15 protein-coding genes are annotated in these 15369 nt (G+C 75.2%); 8 read left to right on the top strand and 7 right to left on the bottom strand.

All coding sequences use genetic code 11. From position 1 onward, the window contains the following. Positions 1–17 precede the first annotated feature (17 nt). Positions 18–1469: an NAD(P)/FAD-dependent oxidoreductase gene (locus LY71_RS11990; RefSeq protein ID WP_106277736.1), complete on the bottom strand. Its 1452-nt coding sequence runs from the start codon at positions 1467–1469 to the stop codon at positions 18–20. A 126-nt stretch (positions 1470–1595) separates the two neighbouring features. Between LY71_RS11990 and LY71_RS11985 the strand changes: the two genes are divergently transcribed. The 7 genes from LY71_RS11985 to LY71_RS11955 all read left to right on the top strand — a co-directional run bounded on the left by LY71_RS11985 (position 1596) and on the right by LY71_RS11955 (position 9920). Beyond that, a complete protein-coding gene (locus LY71_RS11985; RefSeq protein ID WP_170121325.1) occupies positions 1596–2282 on the top strand; it encodes an alpha/beta fold hydrolase in 687 nt (228 codons plus the stop codon). A 4-nt stretch (positions 2283–2286) separates the two neighbouring features. Then, positions 2287–3468, top strand: coding sequence for an ROK family protein (locus tag LY71_RS11980; protein ID WP_106277732.1), 1182 nt, complete (start codon positions 2287–2289; stop codon positions 3466–3468). 215 nt (positions 3469–3683) lie between these two features. Then, positions 3684–5306, top strand: a complete 1623-nt coding sequence (locus tag LY71_RS11975) for a sugar ABC transporter ATP-binding protein (protein ID WP_245887854.1) — start codon at positions 3684–3686, stop codon at positions 5304–5306. Further along, complete coding sequence (locus LY71_RS11970) at positions 5303–6472, top strand: ABC transporter permease (RefSeq protein WP_106277730.1); 1170 nt, start codon at positions 5303–5305, stop codon at positions 6470–6472. The genes LY71_RS11975 and LY71_RS11970 overlap by 4 nt, the downstream gene beginning before the upstream one ends. 121 nt (positions 6473–6593) lie before the next feature. Further along, positions 6594–7649, top strand: coding sequence for a substrate-binding domain-containing protein (locus tag LY71_RS11965; RefSeq protein WP_106277728.1), 1056 nt, complete (start codon positions 6594–6596; stop codon positions 7647–7649). Between the two features lie 61 nt (positions 7650–7710). Next, positions 7711–8913, top strand: coding sequence for a Gfo/Idh/MocA family protein (locus tag LY71_RS11960; RefSeq protein ID WP_106277726.1), 1203 nt, complete (start codon positions 7711–7713; stop codon positions 8911–8913). After that, complete coding sequence (locus tag LY71_RS11955; RefSeq protein WP_106277724.1) at positions 8913–9920, top strand: sugar phosphate isomerase/epimerase family protein; 1008 nt, start codon at positions 8913–8915, stop codon at positions 9918–9920. Before LY71_RS11960 ends, LY71_RS11955 begins: the two co-directional genes overlap by 1 nt. A gap of 21 nt (positions 9921–9941) precedes the next feature. On the opposite strand, the gene LY71_RS11950 is transcribed toward LY71_RS11955, so the two are convergent. The 4 genes from LY71_RS11950 to LY71_RS11935 all read right to left on the bottom strand — a co-directional run bounded on the left by LY71_RS11950 (position 9942) and on the right by LY71_RS11935 (position 12282). Then, complete coding sequence (locus tag LY71_RS11950; RefSeq protein WP_245887853.1) at positions 9942–10361, bottom strand: hypothetical protein; 420 nt, start codon at positions 10359–10361, stop codon at positions 9942–9944. Further along, complete coding sequence (locus tag LY71_RS11945) at positions 10358–10888, bottom strand: cupredoxin domain-containing protein (RefSeq protein WP_106277722.1); 531 nt, start codon at positions 10886–10888, stop codon at positions 10358–10360. The genes LY71_RS11950 and LY71_RS11945 overlap by 4 nt, the downstream gene beginning before the upstream one ends. 105 nt (positions 10889–10993) lie before the next feature. Further along, complete coding sequence (locus LY71_RS11940) at positions 10994–11920, bottom strand: alpha/beta hydrolase family protein (RefSeq protein ID WP_211297294.1); 927 nt, start codon at positions 11918–11920, stop codon at positions 10994–10996. 2 nt (positions 11921–11922) lie between these two features. Further along, the gene (locus LY71_RS11935; RefSeq protein WP_106277720.1) at positions 11923–12282 is read right to left on the bottom strand and encodes a hypothetical protein; all 360 of its coding nucleotides are present in this window, start codon (positions 12280–12282) and stop codon (positions 11923–11925) included. 55 nt (positions 12283–12337) lie between these two features. Here LY71_RS11935 and LY71_RS11930 point away from each other — a divergent pair, with 55 nt between their 5' ends. Continuing rightward, positions 12338–12877, top strand: coding sequence for a helix-turn-helix domain-containing protein (locus LY71_RS11930; RefSeq protein ID WP_211297293.1), 540 nt, complete (start codon positions 12338–12340; stop codon positions 12875–12877). An 86-nt stretch (positions 12878–12963) separates the two neighbouring features. Here the strand turns inward: LY71_RS11930 and LY71_RS11925 are convergent, their stop codons facing one another. Both LY71_RS11925 and LY71_RS11920 read right to left on the bottom strand, forming a co-directional pair. Next, the gene (locus LY71_RS11925) at positions 12964–13476 is read right to left on the bottom strand and encodes a hypothetical protein (protein ID WP_106277716.1); all 513 of its coding nucleotides are present in this window, start codon (positions 13474–13476) and stop codon (positions 12964–12966) included. Positions 13477–13549: 73 nt separating this feature from the next. Continuing rightward, positions 13550–15139, bottom strand: a complete 1590-nt coding sequence (locus tag LY71_RS11920; RefSeq protein WP_245887852.1) for a DEAD/DEAH box helicase — start codon at positions 15137–15139, stop codon at positions 13550–13552. Between the last annotated feature and the right edge of the window lie 230 nt (positions 15140–15369).

Genomic DNA, 15369 nt, shown 5'->3' with positions numbered 1-15369 from the left:
GGCCACCCTCGGGACCGCTATGCCGTGCGGCGGCCGACCAGGTCGTGCTGCTGGTCGGGGTTGACCGAGTCCGGCGACTGCGGGTGGTCCTTGGGCCCGCCGGTCTTCGACGCCGCGAAGCCCGCGCCGAGCTTCTCCAGCGCCAGCCGGCCGTAGACCTGCTGCTGGGTGGCCACGCGCTGGGAGCGGCCGCGGCCCAGGAAGCTGACCACCCAGTGCAGCACCGTGGTGATCCGGCTCTTGAAGCCGATGATGTAGAAGAGGTGCACCACCAGCCAGAGCACCCAGGCGATGAAGCCCTCGAACTTGAGCTTCTTGATGTCGGCCACCGCGGAGAACCGCGAGATCGTCGCCATGTTGCCCTTGTCGCGGTACCGGAACGGGCCCTTCGGGGCCTTGCCGGCCAGTCGGCGCTGGATCTGCTCAGCGGCGTAGCGGCCGCCCTGGATGGCCACCTGCGCGACGCCGGGGTACCGGTCGGGGTGGTTGGCCATGTCGCCGACGACGTGGATCTCGGGGTGGCCGGGCAGCGTGAGGTCCGGCTGCACCGTGATGCGCCCGGCGCGGTCGACCTCGGCGCCGGTCGCGTCGCCCAGCAGCCGGCCGAGGGGGGAGGCCTGCACGCCGGCGGCCCACACCTTGGTGGCCGCCGAGATGCGGCGCTCCTGGCCGTCGGAGTCCTTGACGGTCAGGCCCTCGGCGTCGAGGTCGGTGACCAGCGTGCCGAGCTGCACCTCGATGCCCATCTCGTTGAGGTGCCGGCGGGCCTTCTCACCGAGCTTCGGCCCGAACGGCGGCAGCACCTGCGGCGCGCCGTCGAGCAGGATGATCCGCGCCCGCTCGGGGTCGATGTTGCGGAAGTCGCGGCGCAGCGTGCGGTGCGCCAGCTCGGCGATCTGGCCGGCCATCTCCACGCCGGTGGGGCCGGCGCCGACGACCACGAAGGTCATCAGCCGGTCGATCTCGGCGGGGTCGGTGGCCAGCTCGGCCAGCTCGAAGGCGCCGAAGATGCGGCCGCGCAGCTCGAGGGCGTCGTCGATGGACTTCATGCCGGGGGCGAACTCGGCGAACCGGTCGTTGCCGAAGTAGGACTGGCCCGCACCCGCGGCGACGATGAGCTCGTCGTAGGGGTGGACCGTGGTCCGGCCGAGGACGGTGGAGGTCACCGTGCGGGCGTCCACGTCGATGTCGACGACCTCGCCGAGCACCACGCGGGCGTTCTGCTGGTGGCGCAGCACCTCGCGGGTGGCCGGGGCGATCTCGCCCTCGGACAGGATGCCCGTGGCCACCTGGTAGAGCAGCGGCTGGAACAGGTGGTGGCCGGTCTTGCCGATGACGGTGACGTCGACCGGCGCCTTCCGCAGGGCCTTGGCGGCGAACAGCCCGCCGAAGCCCGAGCCGACGACGACGACCCGCGGCCGGCCGGTCGGGGAGGTGCCGTGGGCGGTGGGCGCAGGTGATGTCGTCATGATGACTGATCCTCTCCTGTCAGGAGGTCCGGCGTCCGGTGACCGGCCGGGCGGGCGGGTGATCCCGGTCACGGCGGCCTCTCGGTGCGCTCGCGGCTGGTACCGCCGTTGGGTACAACCGGTCCGGTGCGCCCGGTCATCCCCCGACTCGTGCTGGTGCCGGGCCTGGGGCTCGACGACCGGTCGTCGCGGCGGTTGCGCCGGCGGGTGGCCGCCGACCTGGTCCTCCTACCCGGGATGGGGCGCTCTGCACCCGTTCCCGGCCTCGACGTGCTGGCCGCCCGGCTCCGCACCCGCCTGGGCACCGGACCCGTGGTGCTCGTCGGGCACTCGCAGAGCTGCCAGGTGGTCGCCGCGGCCGCCGTCGACCCCCGGGTGGCCGGCGTGGTGCTGCTCGGCCCCACCACCGACCCGCGGCTGCACTCGGTCCGCCGGCTGGGAACGTGGTGGCTGCGGACGGCGCTGCGCGAGCCGTGGTGGCAGCTGCCGCTGGTGCTCCTCCAGTGGCTCTCGACCGGGCCGCGCGCGATGCGGGCGCTGTGGCGGGTCGCCGCCCCCGACCGGATCGACGCGCGGCTGCGGGCCGTCGGCGTGCCGGTGACCGTCGTCCGGGGAACCCGCGACCGGCTGTGCCCGGGCGACTGGGCGAGGCAGGTGGCCGCGGCCGCGCCGCGGGGGTCGCTGGTGGAGGTGCCGGGCGCGGCGCACATGACCCCGCAGACGCACCCCGACGCGGTCGCCGCGGTGCTGCGCGAGGCACTCGCCGGGGCGACGGCGCCCGGCGGGGGGAGGGCCGGTGGCGTGTCACCATGACCCCATGGCCACCTCCTCCGCCTCCGCCGGCGCGCTGCTCCACCACGTGCGCACCGGTCGCGCGCGGAGCCGGGCCGAGCTGGTCGCGCTGACCGGCGCCGCGCGCAACACCGTCAGCGCGCGCGTCGACCAGCTCATCGCCGCGGGGCTGCTGGAGGAGGGCGGCCGCGGCTGGAGCACCGGCGGGCGGCCGCCGACGCTGCTGCGGTTCAACAGCGCGGCGGGGTGCGTGCTCGCCGTCGACCTCGGGGTGACCAGCGTCGATGTGGCGGTCACCGACCTCTCGGCGCAGGTCCTGGCCACCGTCGGCCACCCGATCGACATCGCCGAGGGCCCCGACCGGGTGCTGGCCGAGGTCGACCGGCTGGCCCAGCAGGTGCTCGCCGAGGCGGGGCTGACCCCGGCCGACGTGTGCGCCGTCGGCGTCGGCGTCCCCGGCCCGGTGGAGTTCTCGACCGGGCGGCCCTCGCACCCGCCGATCATGCCCGGCTGGCACGACCACCCGATCCCGTCGGCGTTCGGCCGCTACGGCTGCCCGGTGTTCGTCGACAACGACGTCAACGTCATGGCGCTCGGCGAGATGGGCGTCGCCGGGTCGGTGCAGGACGTCCTCGTCGTCAAGGTGGGCACCGGCATCGGCTGCGGGATCATCGTCGACGGCGGGGTCTACCGGGGCGCCCAGGGCAGCGCCGGCGACATCGGGCACATCTACGTCCCGACCGCCGACGGCCGCGAGGTCGTCTGCCGCTGCGGCCAGGTCAACTGCCTCGAGGCGATCGCCGGCGGCGGGGCGCTGCTGCGCGACGCGCAGGCGGCCGGGATGCCGGTGACGACGACCCGCGAGGTCGTGGAGCGTGCCGCCCTCGGCGACGGCCAGGCGCTGGAGCTGGTCCGCGCCGCCGGGCGCACCATCGGCACCGTGCTGGCCGCCCTGGTCAACTTCTTCAACCCGCACCGGATCGTCATGTCCGGCGGCGTCGCCCGCGCCGGCGTGCCGCTGCTCGCCGGCATCCGCGAGGCCGTCTACGCCCGCTCGATGCCCCTGGCCGCCCGGGCGCTGGAGATCACCGTCAGCGAGGCGCCCGACCTCTCCGGCCGGGTCGGCGCCGCGCTCATGGCCATCGAGGGCTGGCTCGACGAGGACTCGGTCCACCAGGCGCTCGAGCGCGCCGCCGTCGCCCGCTGACCCCCGGGGCGCCGCCCTCCCTGACGCGCCACTCCCGGCGTCCGCGCACGTCTCGATCCGGTCTCCCCCCGCCCGGGGGCTTGACCTCCCGGTGACTCGGCTCATATGTTCTCCGCTCAGCGGACTAATGGTCAACGATGAGCAGAAGTCGGGAGGAGCGCCGTGGGAGCCAGGACACGACGGCCGACCACCGGCGGCACACGGGCAGGCGCCCGGTGACCGCGCCGGCACGGGCGGCGGCGCCGGCAGGTGCGCCGCTGCTGGAGATGCAGGGCATCGTCAAGACCTTCCCCGGTGTGCGGGCCCTCGGCGGGGTGGACCTCGACGTGCGGGCCGGCGAGGTGCACTGCCTGCTCGGCCAGAACGGCGCGGGCAAGTCGACGCTGATCAAGGTGCTCGCCGGTGCCCACCAGCCCGACGAGGGCGTCATCACCTGGCAGGGCGAGCGGGTCACGCTGGGCAACCCGCAGGCGGCCCTGCGGCTGGGCATCGCGACGATCTACCAGGAGCTCGACCTGGTCGCCGGGCTCACCGTCGCCGACAACGTCTTCCTCGGCCGCGAGCAGGCGCAGCTCGGCTTCGTGCGGCCCCGTGAGATCAACCGGCGGGCCGCCGAGCTGCTCACCCGGCTCGGCCACCCCGAGATCCGGCCCGGCGCCGAGGTCGGCTCGCTGTCGGCGGCCTCGCAGCAGATGGTCAGCATCGCGCGGGCGCTGTCGCAGGACGCGCGGCTGATCATCATGGACGAGCCCTCCGCGGTGCTGGACAACGAGGAGGTCGAGCGGCTCTTCGCCGTCATCCGCGACCTCACCGCCGACGGTGTCGCGGTCGTCTACATCTCCCACCGCCTGGAGGAGATCCGCGAGATCGGCGACCGGATCACCGTGCTCAAGGACGGCCGCACGGTGGCCACCGGGCTCCCGGCCCGCGAGACGCCCACCCGCGAGGTCATCACGCTGATGACCGGCCGCACCATCGAGTACGTCTTCCCGGAGCGCCGCACCGCGGTGCCGGCCGGCACCCCGCCGCTGCTGGAGGTCGAGGACCTCGAGCTGCGCGGCTCCTTCTCCGGCGTCTCCTTCACCGTGCGGCCCGGCGAGATCGTCGGTCTGGCCGGGCTCGTCGGCTCCGGGCGTTCGGAGATCCTCGAGACCGTCTACGGCGCGCGCCGGGCCACCGGCGGGGCCGTGCGCGTGGGCGGCCGCGTGCTGCGGCGCGGCGACGTCGGTGCCGCGGTCGCCGCCGGCGTGGGCCTGGCCCCCGAGGAGCGCAAGAGCCAGGCGCTGCTGCTCGGCGAGTCCGTGGCCCGCAACATCAGCATCTCCAGCCTGGCCCGGTTCTCCCGCGGCGGCTTCCTCGCCGGGGCCGCCGAGCGCGGCGCCGCCCGCGAGCAGGTCCGCTCGCTCGACGTGCGCCCCGCCGACGAGACGCGCGAGGTGCGCACCCTCTCCGGCGGCAACCAGCAGAAGGTCGTGCTGGCCCGGTGGCTGCTGCGCGACTGCCGGGTGCTGCTGCTCGACGAGCCCACCCGCGGCGTCGACGTCGGCGCCCGCTCGGAGATCTACGCGCTGGTGCGCGACCTCGCCGACCGCGGCGTGGCCGTCGTCGTCGTCTCCAGCGAGATCCCTGAGGTCCTGGGCCTGGCCGACCGCGTGCTCGTCATCGCGGAGGGCCGGGTCATGGCCGAGGAGCCGGCCGGCGCCCTCGACGAGCACCGCGTGCTCGACCTCGTCATGCAGGGGACCACCACGCACGGCGTCGCGCCGGAACTCCACCACCCGACAGGCGCCGGGACGACGCGCCTCGAGAAGACGCAGCACGAAGGGACCGTGGCATGAGCCAGGGCAGCACGGTGACGACGACGGCGACGGACACGGGCGCGGCGGAGGGCCGCGGCCGCTCCGGCGGCGGCCTGCTGGCCGGCCCGCTCTTCCGCAACTTCGGCCTGGTCGTCGCGCTGGTCCTCCTCTGCGTCGTCGGCCTGGCCACCGCGGGGGACCGCTTCGCCAGCGTCGACAACGTGCTGACGATCCTGCGGCTGGCCTCGGTCATCGGCGTGGTCAGCGTCGGCATGACGTTCGTGATCATCGGCGGCGGCATCGACCTGTCGGTCGGCGCGCTGGTGGCACTGGCCTCGGTCTGGGCCACCACGCTGGCCACCCAGCAGATGGCCGAGGACGTCCACTGGATCGTCATGGTCTTCACCGCGGTCGTCGTCGGCTCGGTCGCCGGACTGGTCAACGGCCTGGTCATCGCCTACGGGAGACTGGCCGCGTTCATCGCGACGCTGGCGATGCTGGCCGCCGCCCGCGGCCTGGCCGAGATCATCGCCAACCGCCGCACCCAGATCGTGCGCGACCGCGACTTCCTCGGCTTCTTCTCCGGCGACGTCCTCGGCATCCCGACGCTGGTGATCATCTTCGTGCTGGTCGCCGTCGCCGGGTGGGTGCTGCTCAACCGCACCACCTTCGGCCGGCGCACCTTCGCCGTCGGCGGCAACGCCGAGGCCGCCCGGCTGGCCGGCATCCGGGTGCAGCGGCACACGGTGAAGCTCTACGTGCTGTCCGGCGTCTGCTGCGGCATCGCGGCCGTGATGCTCATGGCCCGCACGACCACCGGCAGCTCGACCCACGGCACGCTCTACGAGCTCGACGCCATCGCCGCCGTCGTCATCGGCGGCACGCTGCTCATCGGCGGCCGCGGCACGATCGTCGGCACCGTCCTCGGCGTGTTGATCTTCACCACGCTCGGCAACGTCTTCACGCTGAACAACCTGTCGAGCTCGGCGCAGGCCGTGGCCCGCGGCGTGATCATCATCGCCGCCGTCCTGCTGCAGCAGCGCCTGGCCACCGGCGGCTTCAGCTTCCGCCGGCCGTCCTCCGGCGGCACGGCCGGCGGCCCCGCGCTCAGCGGTGCGCCGTCGGGCGCGGTCTCCGGCGGCACCACCGCCGACGGCGGTCCCGGCGGGGCCCGGTCCGCCGCCGGCGGCGGCACGACCCCCTGACCGCACCCACCGACAGTCCGGCGCGCCCTCCCCACGCGCGCCGGCCGCACTCCCCACCGGTCCTCCGTCCGGTGGGAACCCACCCCGCTCCCGCACAGGGGGCGACACCCGAGGAGAGAGCATGTCCGCAACGAGGCAGCGTCCGTTCCGCCGCCTGCCGTACGCCACGGTCGCCCTGCTCAGCGCGGGCGTGCTCGTGGCCGGCTGCACCAGCAACACGCCCGAGGAGTCCAGCAGCGGCGGTGGCGGCAACCAGGCCGCCAGCGACAACGACGAGGCCGGCGACACCGTCACCATCGGCTTCTCGGCGCCGGCCGCCGACCACGGCTGGATGGCCGGCATCACCGAGGCCGCCCGCGCCGAGGCCGAGGGGTACGAGGACGTGGAGTTGGTGGTCGCGGAGGGCACCAACGACGTCAGCACCCAGATCAGCCAGGTCGAGACGTTCATCAACGACGGCGTCGACGCCATCGTGCTGCTGCCCTTCGACGGCGCGGCGATGACCCCGGTCGCGCTGCAGGCGATGGAGGCCGGCATCCCGGTCATCAACGTCGACCGCGAGTTCGACAGCCCCTTCGCCGCCCGCACCACGATCCTCGGCGACAACTACGGCATGGGCGTGTCGGCCGGCACCTACATCTGCGAGCAGCTCGGGGACACCCCCGACGCCGTCGTCGCCGAGATCGCCGGCATCGACTCGCTGCCCCTGACCCAGGACCGCAGCCAGGGCTTCGCCGACGCGCTGGCCGAGTGCGGGCTGAACGTCGACAACCGCGTCGCCGCCGACTTCACCGTCGAGGGCGGCGAGGAGGCGGCCTCCAACCTGCTCCAGGCGGCGCCGCAGATCGACGCGATCTGGAACCACGACGACGACCAGGGCGTCGGCGTCCTGGCCGCGATCGAGAGCGCCGGCCGCGACGAGTTCTTCATGGTCGGCGGCGCGGGCTCGGCCAACGCCATGCGGTCCATCCAGGAGGGCGACTCGGTGCTGCAGGCGACGGTCATCTACCCGTCGACCCAGGCTGCCGACGGTGTCCGCCTGGCCCGCCTGATCGCGCAGGACAAGGCCCTGTCCGACCTGGTCGAGGTCGAGATCCCGCGCCAGATCGTGCTCAACGCGCCGGTCGTCACCGCGGACAACGTCGACCAGTACATCGACACAGCCTTCGAGTCCTGAGCCCCCCGGGGCGGGGCCGCCGGTCGCCGGCGGCCCCGCCTCCCTCCCCGAGGAGAACCCGATGACCTCGCCCGACCGGCCGACCCTCGGGGTGGGCCTGATCGGCTACGCCTTCATGGGCGCGGCGCACTCGCAGGCCTGGCGCACCGCCCCCCACTTCTTCGACCTGCCGCTGCGCCCGGACCTCCGGGTGCTCGCCGGCCGCGACGCCGACCGGGTGGCCGAGGCCGCCGGCAAGCTCGGCTGGGCGGAGACCGAGACCGACTGGCGGCGCGTGGTCGAGCGCGCCGACGTCGGCCTGGTCGACGTCTGCACGCCCGGCGACACCCACGCCGAGATCGCCATCGCGGCGCTCGAGGCCGGCAAGCACGTCCTGTGCGAGAAGCCGCTGGCCAACTCCGTCGCCGAGGCCGAGGCGATGACCGAGGCCGCGCAGCGCGCCGCCGCCCGCGGCGTGCGCTCGATGGTCGGCTTCACCTACCGGCGGGTGCCGGCCATCGGCCTGGCCCGCCGGTTGGTCGCCGAGGGCCGCCTCGGCCGGATCCGGCACGTGCGCGCGGCCTACCTGCAGGACTGGATCGCCGACCCGGCCGCGCCGATGTCCTGGCGGCTGGAGAAGGACAAGGCCGGCTCCGGCGCGCTCGGCGACATCGGCGCGCACGTCGTCGACCTGACGCAGTACATCACCGGCGAGACCCTCACCGGCGTGAGCGCGCTGCTGGAGACCTTCGTCACGGAGCGCCCGCTCCCCGCCTCGGCCGGTTCGCTGTCCGGCACGGCCGGCGAGGGCATGGGCCGGGTGACCGTCGACGACGCCGCCGTCTTCCTGGCCCGCTTCTCCGGCGGGGCGCTGGCCACCTTCGAGGCCACCCGCTTCGCGCTGGGCCGCAAGAACGGCATCCGCATCGAGGTCAACGGCTCCGAGGGCAGCCTGGCCTTCGACTTCGAGGACATGAACGTCCTGGAGTTCTTCGACGGCAGCGAGCCCGCCGAGCGGGCCGGCTTCCGGCGGATCATCGTCACCGAGCCCGAGCACCCCTACATCGCCGCGTGGTGGCCGGCCGGGCACGGCCTCGGCTACGAGCACGGCTTCACCCACCAGGTCGTCGACCTGGTGACCGCGATCGCCAAGGACGAGGACCCCGTCCCCTCGTTCGCCGACGGCCTGCAGGTGCAGCGGGTGCTCGACGCCGTCGAGCGCAGCGCCGCGGCCGACTCCGTGTGGACCCCGATCGCCGCCCAGGACCCCGAGAGGACCGACTGATGCCCCGTCCCGTCACCCTGTTCACCGGTCAGTGGGCCGACCTGCCCTTCGAGGAGGTGGCCCGGCTGGCCTCCGAGTGGGGCTACGACGGCCTGGAGATCGCCTGCTGGGGCGACCACCTCGACGTCGAGCGCGCCGCCAACGACGACGCGTACGTGCAGGAGAAGCTCGACCTGCTCAAGCGGTACGACCTGCAGGTCTTCGCCATCTCCAACCACCTCAACGGCCAGGCCGTCTGCGACGACCCGATCGACGAGCGGCACCGCGGCATCGTCCACCCGCGCGTGTGGGGCGACGGCGACCCGGAGGGCGTCCGGCAGCGCGCGGCCGAGGAGATGAAGCTGACCGCCCGCGCCGCGGCGAAGCTGGGCGTGAAGACCGTCGTCGGGTTCACCGGGTCGAAGGTCTGGAAGACCGTGGCGATGTTCCCGCCGGTGCCCGAGTCGATGGTCGAGGACGGCTACCGCGACTTCGCCGACCGGTGGAACCCGATCCTCGACGTCTTCGACGAGGTCGGCGTCCGGTTCGCCCACGAGGTGCACCCGTCGGAGATCGCCTACGACTACTGGACGACGGTCCGCACCATGGAGGCCATCGGCCACCGCGAGGCCTTCGGCCTGAACTGGGACCCCTCGCACTTCGTGTGGCAGGACCTCGACCCGGTCGGGTTCATCTGGGACTTCAAGGACCGGATCTACCACGTCGACTGCAAGGACGCGAAGCGCCAGGTGGGCAACGGGCGCAACGGCCGGATGGGCTCGCACCTGCCCTGGGCCGACCCGCGGCGCGGCTGGGACTTCGTCTCCACCGGCCACGGCGACGTCCCGTGGGAGGCCTGCTTCCGGATGCTGAACACCATCGGCTACGACGGGCCCATCTCGGTGGAGTGGGAGGACGCCGGCATGGACCGCCTGGTCGGTGCCCCCGAGGCACTGGCCTTCGTCCGCCGCCTGGCGTTCGACCCGCCGGCCGCCGCCTTCGACGCGGCCTTCTCCTCCGGCAGCTGAGCCAGGGCGCGCCGCCCGCGCTCAGCGGGCGGCGCGCCGCCGGGCGAGGACCGCCAGCGTCACCAGCACGACGACGGCGGCGACCTCCACCCAGAACGACTCCCACCACAGCGTCGCCACGGTCGACTCGACGAAGCCGAACAGGCCGACCGTCGTCGACACCAGGAGCGCGGCCAGCGAGCCGGCGGCGAACAGCGCCCCCAGCACGGCCGCCCACGACACCAGGCGCGGTGGCGCGACGAGCAGCAGCAGCGCGCCACCGGCCCCGAGCACCGCCTGCACCAGGAACGCCGGGCCGATGACCTCGATGCCGCTGTAGCCCTGCTGCCACAGGTAGACGTGGATGACGGCGATCGCGGCCAGCAGGACCGCGCCGGCCAGCCGCAGCACCCCGATGGCGACGCCGGTCCGCGGGGGTCGGGTCGCGGTGCCCCCGGTCACGCGGCGACCGTCACGGTGGTCTCCATGCCCATGGCCCGGTGGTTGCCGATGGAGCAGTAGAAGACGTACTCACCCGCCTCGAGGGTCACGGTGACCGTGGTCGACTGCCCCGGGCCGATGGAGTCGCTCGCGACGACGTCCGCGCCGTCGCGCTCGACCACCAGGTCGTGGGTGGCGTTGCCCTCGTTGACCACCTCGATGGTGACCTCGCCGGGCGAGAACGAGTCCTGCGAGAGCTCGATGAACATCTCGCCCTCGGTGGCGGTGACGGTCTGCGCCTCGACCGGGGGAGCGGCCTCGCTGGTGGGGGCGGCGCTCTCCGGTGCCGCGCTGCCCCCGGCGGCGCTGCTCGACGGGGTGGCCTCGCCGGACGCGCTCGCCGACGGGCTCTCCGAGTGCTCGCCCTCGGCGTGGCTGCTGGCCGTGGCGGCGTCGGCGCTGGTGCCGCCGTCGTCGGAGCAGCCGCTCAGCAGGCCGAGGCCCAGGGCGAGGACGAGGGCCGCGGAACGGCGGGTGGGACGGGGCACGCGAGCCTCCTGGAGCCGGCGGGGTCCCGCCCCCTCAGCGGCCCCCCGATGGGAGGCGATCCTGCAACCTTGCAGCACCTCCCGGAAAGCCCTTCCGGTCCCGGATCACGACGGGGACGGAACGGCGGTGGTGCGCCGGCACCAGGCCACCACGGTCGCCAGCACCTCCGCGTCGACGGGCCGGCGCAGCTCGCCCCGGTAGGCGCGCAGCGACGCCGCGCCCGGCTGGCGGCGCAGCGTGTGGGTGAGGTCGGGCACCAGGTGGGTCTCGACCGGCCCGGGCACGGTCGCCGCGACCACCGCGAGGTCCCCGGGCCGGACCTGCAGGTCCTTGCTCCCGGTCACCGCGAGGACCGGCACCCGCAGCCGGGCGAGGTCGGTGCGCGGGTCGTGGTCGAGGAACTCGCGGGTCCACCGCGCGTTGACCCGCACGCCGCCGACGCGGGCGACGTCGGTCGTGGTCGCGCGGATCCGCGCGTGGTTGGCCGCGACCTTCGCCTCCAGGTCGGTGCGCAGCAGGCGCAGCAGCCCCCGCACCGGCGCGGGCAGCGTCGGGCCGAGCTGCCGGGCCTGCCAGCGCAGCAGCTCGTCGCCGGGGGTGGCCGACGCCGCGAGCAGGACGACGCCGGCCACCGGGACGCCGCGCGCGGCCACCGCGGCCGCCAGCAGCGCGCCCTCGCTGTGGCCGGCCAGCACCACCCGGTCGCCGTCGACCTCGGGCCGGGCGGCCAGCGCGTCGCGGGCGCGGGCGACGTCGTCGGCGCCGTCGTGCAGGCCGGCCCGGCGCCAGTCGCCGGGGGTGCCGCCGACGCCGCGCTTGTCGTAGCGGAGCGAGGCGAGCCCGCCCTCGGCGAGGGCGTGCGCCAGCGCGCGGGTCACGCCGAAGCGCGCCCGCCGGTGGTCGGAGTCGCGGTCGAGGGGGCCCGACCCCGGCGCGAGCAGCACCGCCGGGACGGGCCCGGGGACGTCGGGGAGGGTGAGCGTGCCGGCGAGCGGGGGCTCACCGGGCACGGTCACCGCGACCTCGCGCACCGTCAGCGCCCGCTGGGGACGGCCGCGGTGAGGGAGGCGGCGACGTCGGCCGTGTCGGCGCCCGACACCAGCACGGTGTCGAAGCGCTGCCCGGCGAGGCCGATCCGCACGGCGGGCTCGCCGCGGCGCACGCTGACCAGCGTGCGGGTCCCCCGCCGTCGCCACGTCCCGATCAGGCGCCGGCCCGGGAGGCCCAGGCCGGGGGCGCGCAGCCCGCGGGCGGCGGCGAGGCCGTCGGGGACGACCTCCACCGAGCGCACCGCGGACAGCGGGACCTCGAGGTCGCGGAGCAGGCCGAGGACCTTCTCGGCGCGGGTGAGGGTGACGGTCAGGGTCTCGGCTGTCGTTCGGATCGTGGCCATGGCACCATTGTTCTCGAACCTGAGACCATTGTCAATCTTGATAAAGGTGGGGCGCGTGGCGTCTGCGGACCTGCTCCTGCACCCGGTGCGGCTGCGCGTCGTCCAGGCGCTGCTCGGCGACCGGGCGCTGACCACGGGCGATCTGCACGCCGAGCTGCCCGACGTCCCGGTCGCGACGCTCTACCGGCACGTCGGCGTGCTCGCCGAGGCCGGCGTCCTGGAGGTGGTGGGGGAGCGGCGGGTGCGCGGCAGCACCGAGCGGACCTACCGGCTGGTTCCGGCGGCGGCCTCGGTCGGGCCGGAGGAGGCGGCGGCCATGGGGCCCGAGGAGCACCGGCGGGCCTTCGGCACGTTCGTCGCCGCGCTGCTGGCCGACTTCGACCGGTGGGTCGACGGCGCCGCCGCCGTCCCGGGCGGGCTGGACGCCGCCCGGGACGGGGTGGGCTACCGGATGACCGGCCTGTGGCTGGACGACGAGGAGTTCGCCGCGTTGCTCGCGGAGCTGCGCGGGGTGCTGGCCGGGCGGCTGGCGCACGGGCCCGGCGGATCACGCCGCCGCCGCCTGGTCGGGACGGTGTTCCTGCCCGGCAGCTGATGCGGCGCCGCAGGCACCTGCGCTCCTCGGCCCCGTCCGGAGGCTCGCGCCGAGCCTGCGAGGCGTGAGGGGGACGGGGTCCTTCCTCAGGCGGCCCTGCGCTCGGCCCTGCGCTCGGCCTTGGACACCTTCCGGTTGGCCTTGGCCAGCGTCCTGGCCGCCCGGCTCACCTTGCGGTCACCGCGGTCGACGGTGCCGCGGGTGAGCAGGCCGACGCCGATGCCGAGCAGCCAGACGTCCTTGGCGATGGACAGGCCCTGCTCGGTCGGGGCGAGGCTGCCCTCCTTGTGCATGCCGGGCGTGCGCAGGTACAGGCCCAGCAGGCCGCCGGCGAAGCCGGTGAGGACCGCGCCGGCCAGGGCGGTGGGCACGAACGGCGTCAGCAGCGCGGCGCCGACGGCGATCTCCGCCGTCGACAGGACCCGGACGAACTGCTGGGGCTCGACGTCCTTGAGGAACGGGTAGGTGCCGGTGGCGAAGCCGTGCAGGCCGGCCGCGGTCTGGTCGTCGGCGGCGCGCTTGCCCAGCCCGCTGTTGAGGATGAACGCGCCGGCCGAGATGCGCGGGCCGATCTCGGAGAGGGTGATGGGCAGTGCCACGGGCACTCCTCGGGTCGTCGGGGACGGTCGGGGGTCCTCTTCCCGACCGTCCCCGGCGTGAACCCCGCCGGGCTCAGCGACCGCCGCGCCGCGAGCGGCCGCTGAACGACGCCGCGGTGTGCGTGCCCGCCCGCGCGGCCAGCTCGGCGCGGGTGCGCGCCGGGCCCGAGGCGCGGCCCGAGCCGCTGCGGCCACCGCCGGCCGCGGGGGTGGCGGCCGACCCGCCGCCGCCCGAACCGCCGCGGCGCCGCCGTCCGCCGCCGCCCTGGCCCTGGGGCTGCGGGGCGGGCGCCGGGGCCGGCTCGACGTGCGGCGCGGCCGGGCCGGTGAGCGCGGTGATCTGCTCGGCGCCGGGGCGCACCGAGGCCACGACGGGTGAGATGCCGGCCTGGCGGGTCAGCGTGCGGACCTCGGCGTGCTGGTCCGGGGTCGACAGCGTGACCACCGTGCCGCCGGCACCGGCGCGGGCGGTGCGCCCGGAGCGGTGCAGGTAGGCCTTGTGCTCGGTCGGCGGGTCGACGTGCACGACCAGCGCGACGTCGTCGACGTGGATGCCGCGGGCGGCGATGTCGGTGGCGCACAGCACCCGGGTGCCGCCGGTGCTGAAGGCCTCGAGGTTGCGCTCGCGGGCGTTCTGGCTGAGGTTGCCGTGCAGGTCGACGGCCGGGACGCCGGCCGCGGTGAGCTGCTTGGCCAGCTTCTTGGCCTGGTGCTTGGTGCGGGTGAACAGCACGCTGCGGCCCAGCCCGGAGGCCAGCTCCCGGACGACGTCGGCCTTGTCCGTCGCCGACACCTGGAACACGTGGTGGGTCATCGCGGCCACCGGCGCGACGGCCGGGTCGACCGAGTGGGTCACCGGCGACTCGAGGTAGCGCTTGACGAGCACGTCGACGCCGTTGTCGAGGGTGGCTGAGAACAGCAGCCGCTGGCCGCCGCGGGGGGTGCGGTCCAGGAGCCGCTTGACGCCGGGCAGGAAGCCCAGGTCGGCCATGTGGTCGGCCTCGTCGAGCACGGTGACCTCGACGGCGGACAGGTCGGCGTGGCCCTGGCCGACGAGGTCCTCGAGCCGGCCCGGGCAGGCGACGACGACGTCGACGCCGGCGGCCAGCGCCTGCACCTGCGGGTTCTGGCCGACGCCGCCGAAGACGGTCGTGGCGCGCAGGCCGAGCGCGGTGGCCAGCGGCTCGACGGTGGCCAGCACCTGGTTGGCCAGCTCGCGGGTCGGCACGAGCACCAGCGCGCGCGGCTGGCGGGCCTGGCGCCGCGTGGTCGAGGCGGCCAGCCGGGCGACCAGCGGGAGGGCGAAGGCGATGGTCTTGCCCGAGCCGGTGCGGCCGCGGCCGAGCACGTCGCGGCCGGCGAGCGAGTCGGGCAGCGTGGCGACCTGGATGGGGAACGGCGCGGTGATGCCGCTGGCGGTGAGCACCTCGACCAGCGGGGCGGGCACACCGAGCTCGGCGAAGGTCGTGTCGGTGGGCAGCACGGTGGCGACGTCGCCGGCGGGGATCTCGGCGGGCGCGGCCACCGGGGCCGTCGTCGTGGCGGTGCCGGTGGCGGTGCCGGCGGGGGTGCCGGCGGTCGGGCTGCCGGCGCCGCGGCCGCGGCCACCGCGACGGCGGCGGGGCCGGGAACCGGCGGACGTGGGGGACTGCGGGGAGGTCATGGGTTCCTCGGTGGTACTCGGGTCGCCGTCCTCGGTCACCGCACACGGGCGCACGCCGGCCCGGTCAGGGGCGGGTCGCGCCGTCGGCGACGTCGGACAGCCGGGCGCACCTCGGTGGCGCTGCACCAGCCCGACGTCGAGTCCTGCAGCTCCGGATGAGCGAGGGCGGCGCCGGTACGTCCCACTCAACCAGACGCGGGCCCGGGAACTGCCGTCGAGGGGGGAGTCGC

It is taken from the genome of Geodermatophilus tzadiensis, from assembly GCF_003002915.1.
GTDB lineage: Bacteria > Actinomycetota > Actinomycetes > Mycobacteriales > Geodermatophilaceae > Geodermatophilus > Geodermatophilus tzadiensis.
This window is presented reverse-complemented; position numbering and strand designations above follow the sequence as displayed.

What these genes read in the sequence shown, in the direction of transcription:
- LY71_RS11955 (WP_106277724.1), top strand. Translation starts at nt 8,913, where the DNA reads ATGCCCCGTCCCGTCACCCTGTTCACCGGTCAGTGGGCCGACCTGCCC.
- LY71_RS11965 (WP_106277728.1), top strand. Translation starts at nt 6,594, where the DNA reads ATGTCCGCAACGAGGCAGCGTCCGTTCCGCCGCCTGCCGTACGCCACG.
- LY71_RS11990 (WP_106277736.1), bottom strand. Translation starts at nt 1,469, where the DNA reads ATGACGACATCACCTGCGCCCACCGCCCACGGCACCTCCCCGACCGGC.
- LY71_RS11980 (WP_106277732.1), top strand. Translation starts at nt 2,287, where the DNA reads ATGGCCACCTCCTCCGCCTCCGCCGGCGCGCTGCTCCACCACGTGCGC.
- LY71_RS11935 (WP_106277720.1), bottom strand. Translation starts at nt 12,282, where the DNA reads ATGGCCACGATCCGAACGACAGCCGAGACCCTGACCGTCACCCTCACC.
- LY71_RS11960 (WP_106277726.1), top strand. Translation starts at nt 7,711, where the DNA reads ATGACCTCGCCCGACCGGCCGACCCTCGGGGTGGGCCTGATCGGCTAC.
- LY71_RS11970 (WP_106277730.1), top strand. Translation starts at nt 5,303, where the DNA reads ATGAGCCAGGGCAGCACGGTGACGACGACGGCGACGGACACGGGCGCG.
- LY71_RS11920 (WP_245887852.1), bottom strand. Translation starts at nt 15,139, where the DNA reads ATGACCTCCCCGCAGTCCCCCACGTCCGCCGGTTCCCGGCCCCGCCGC.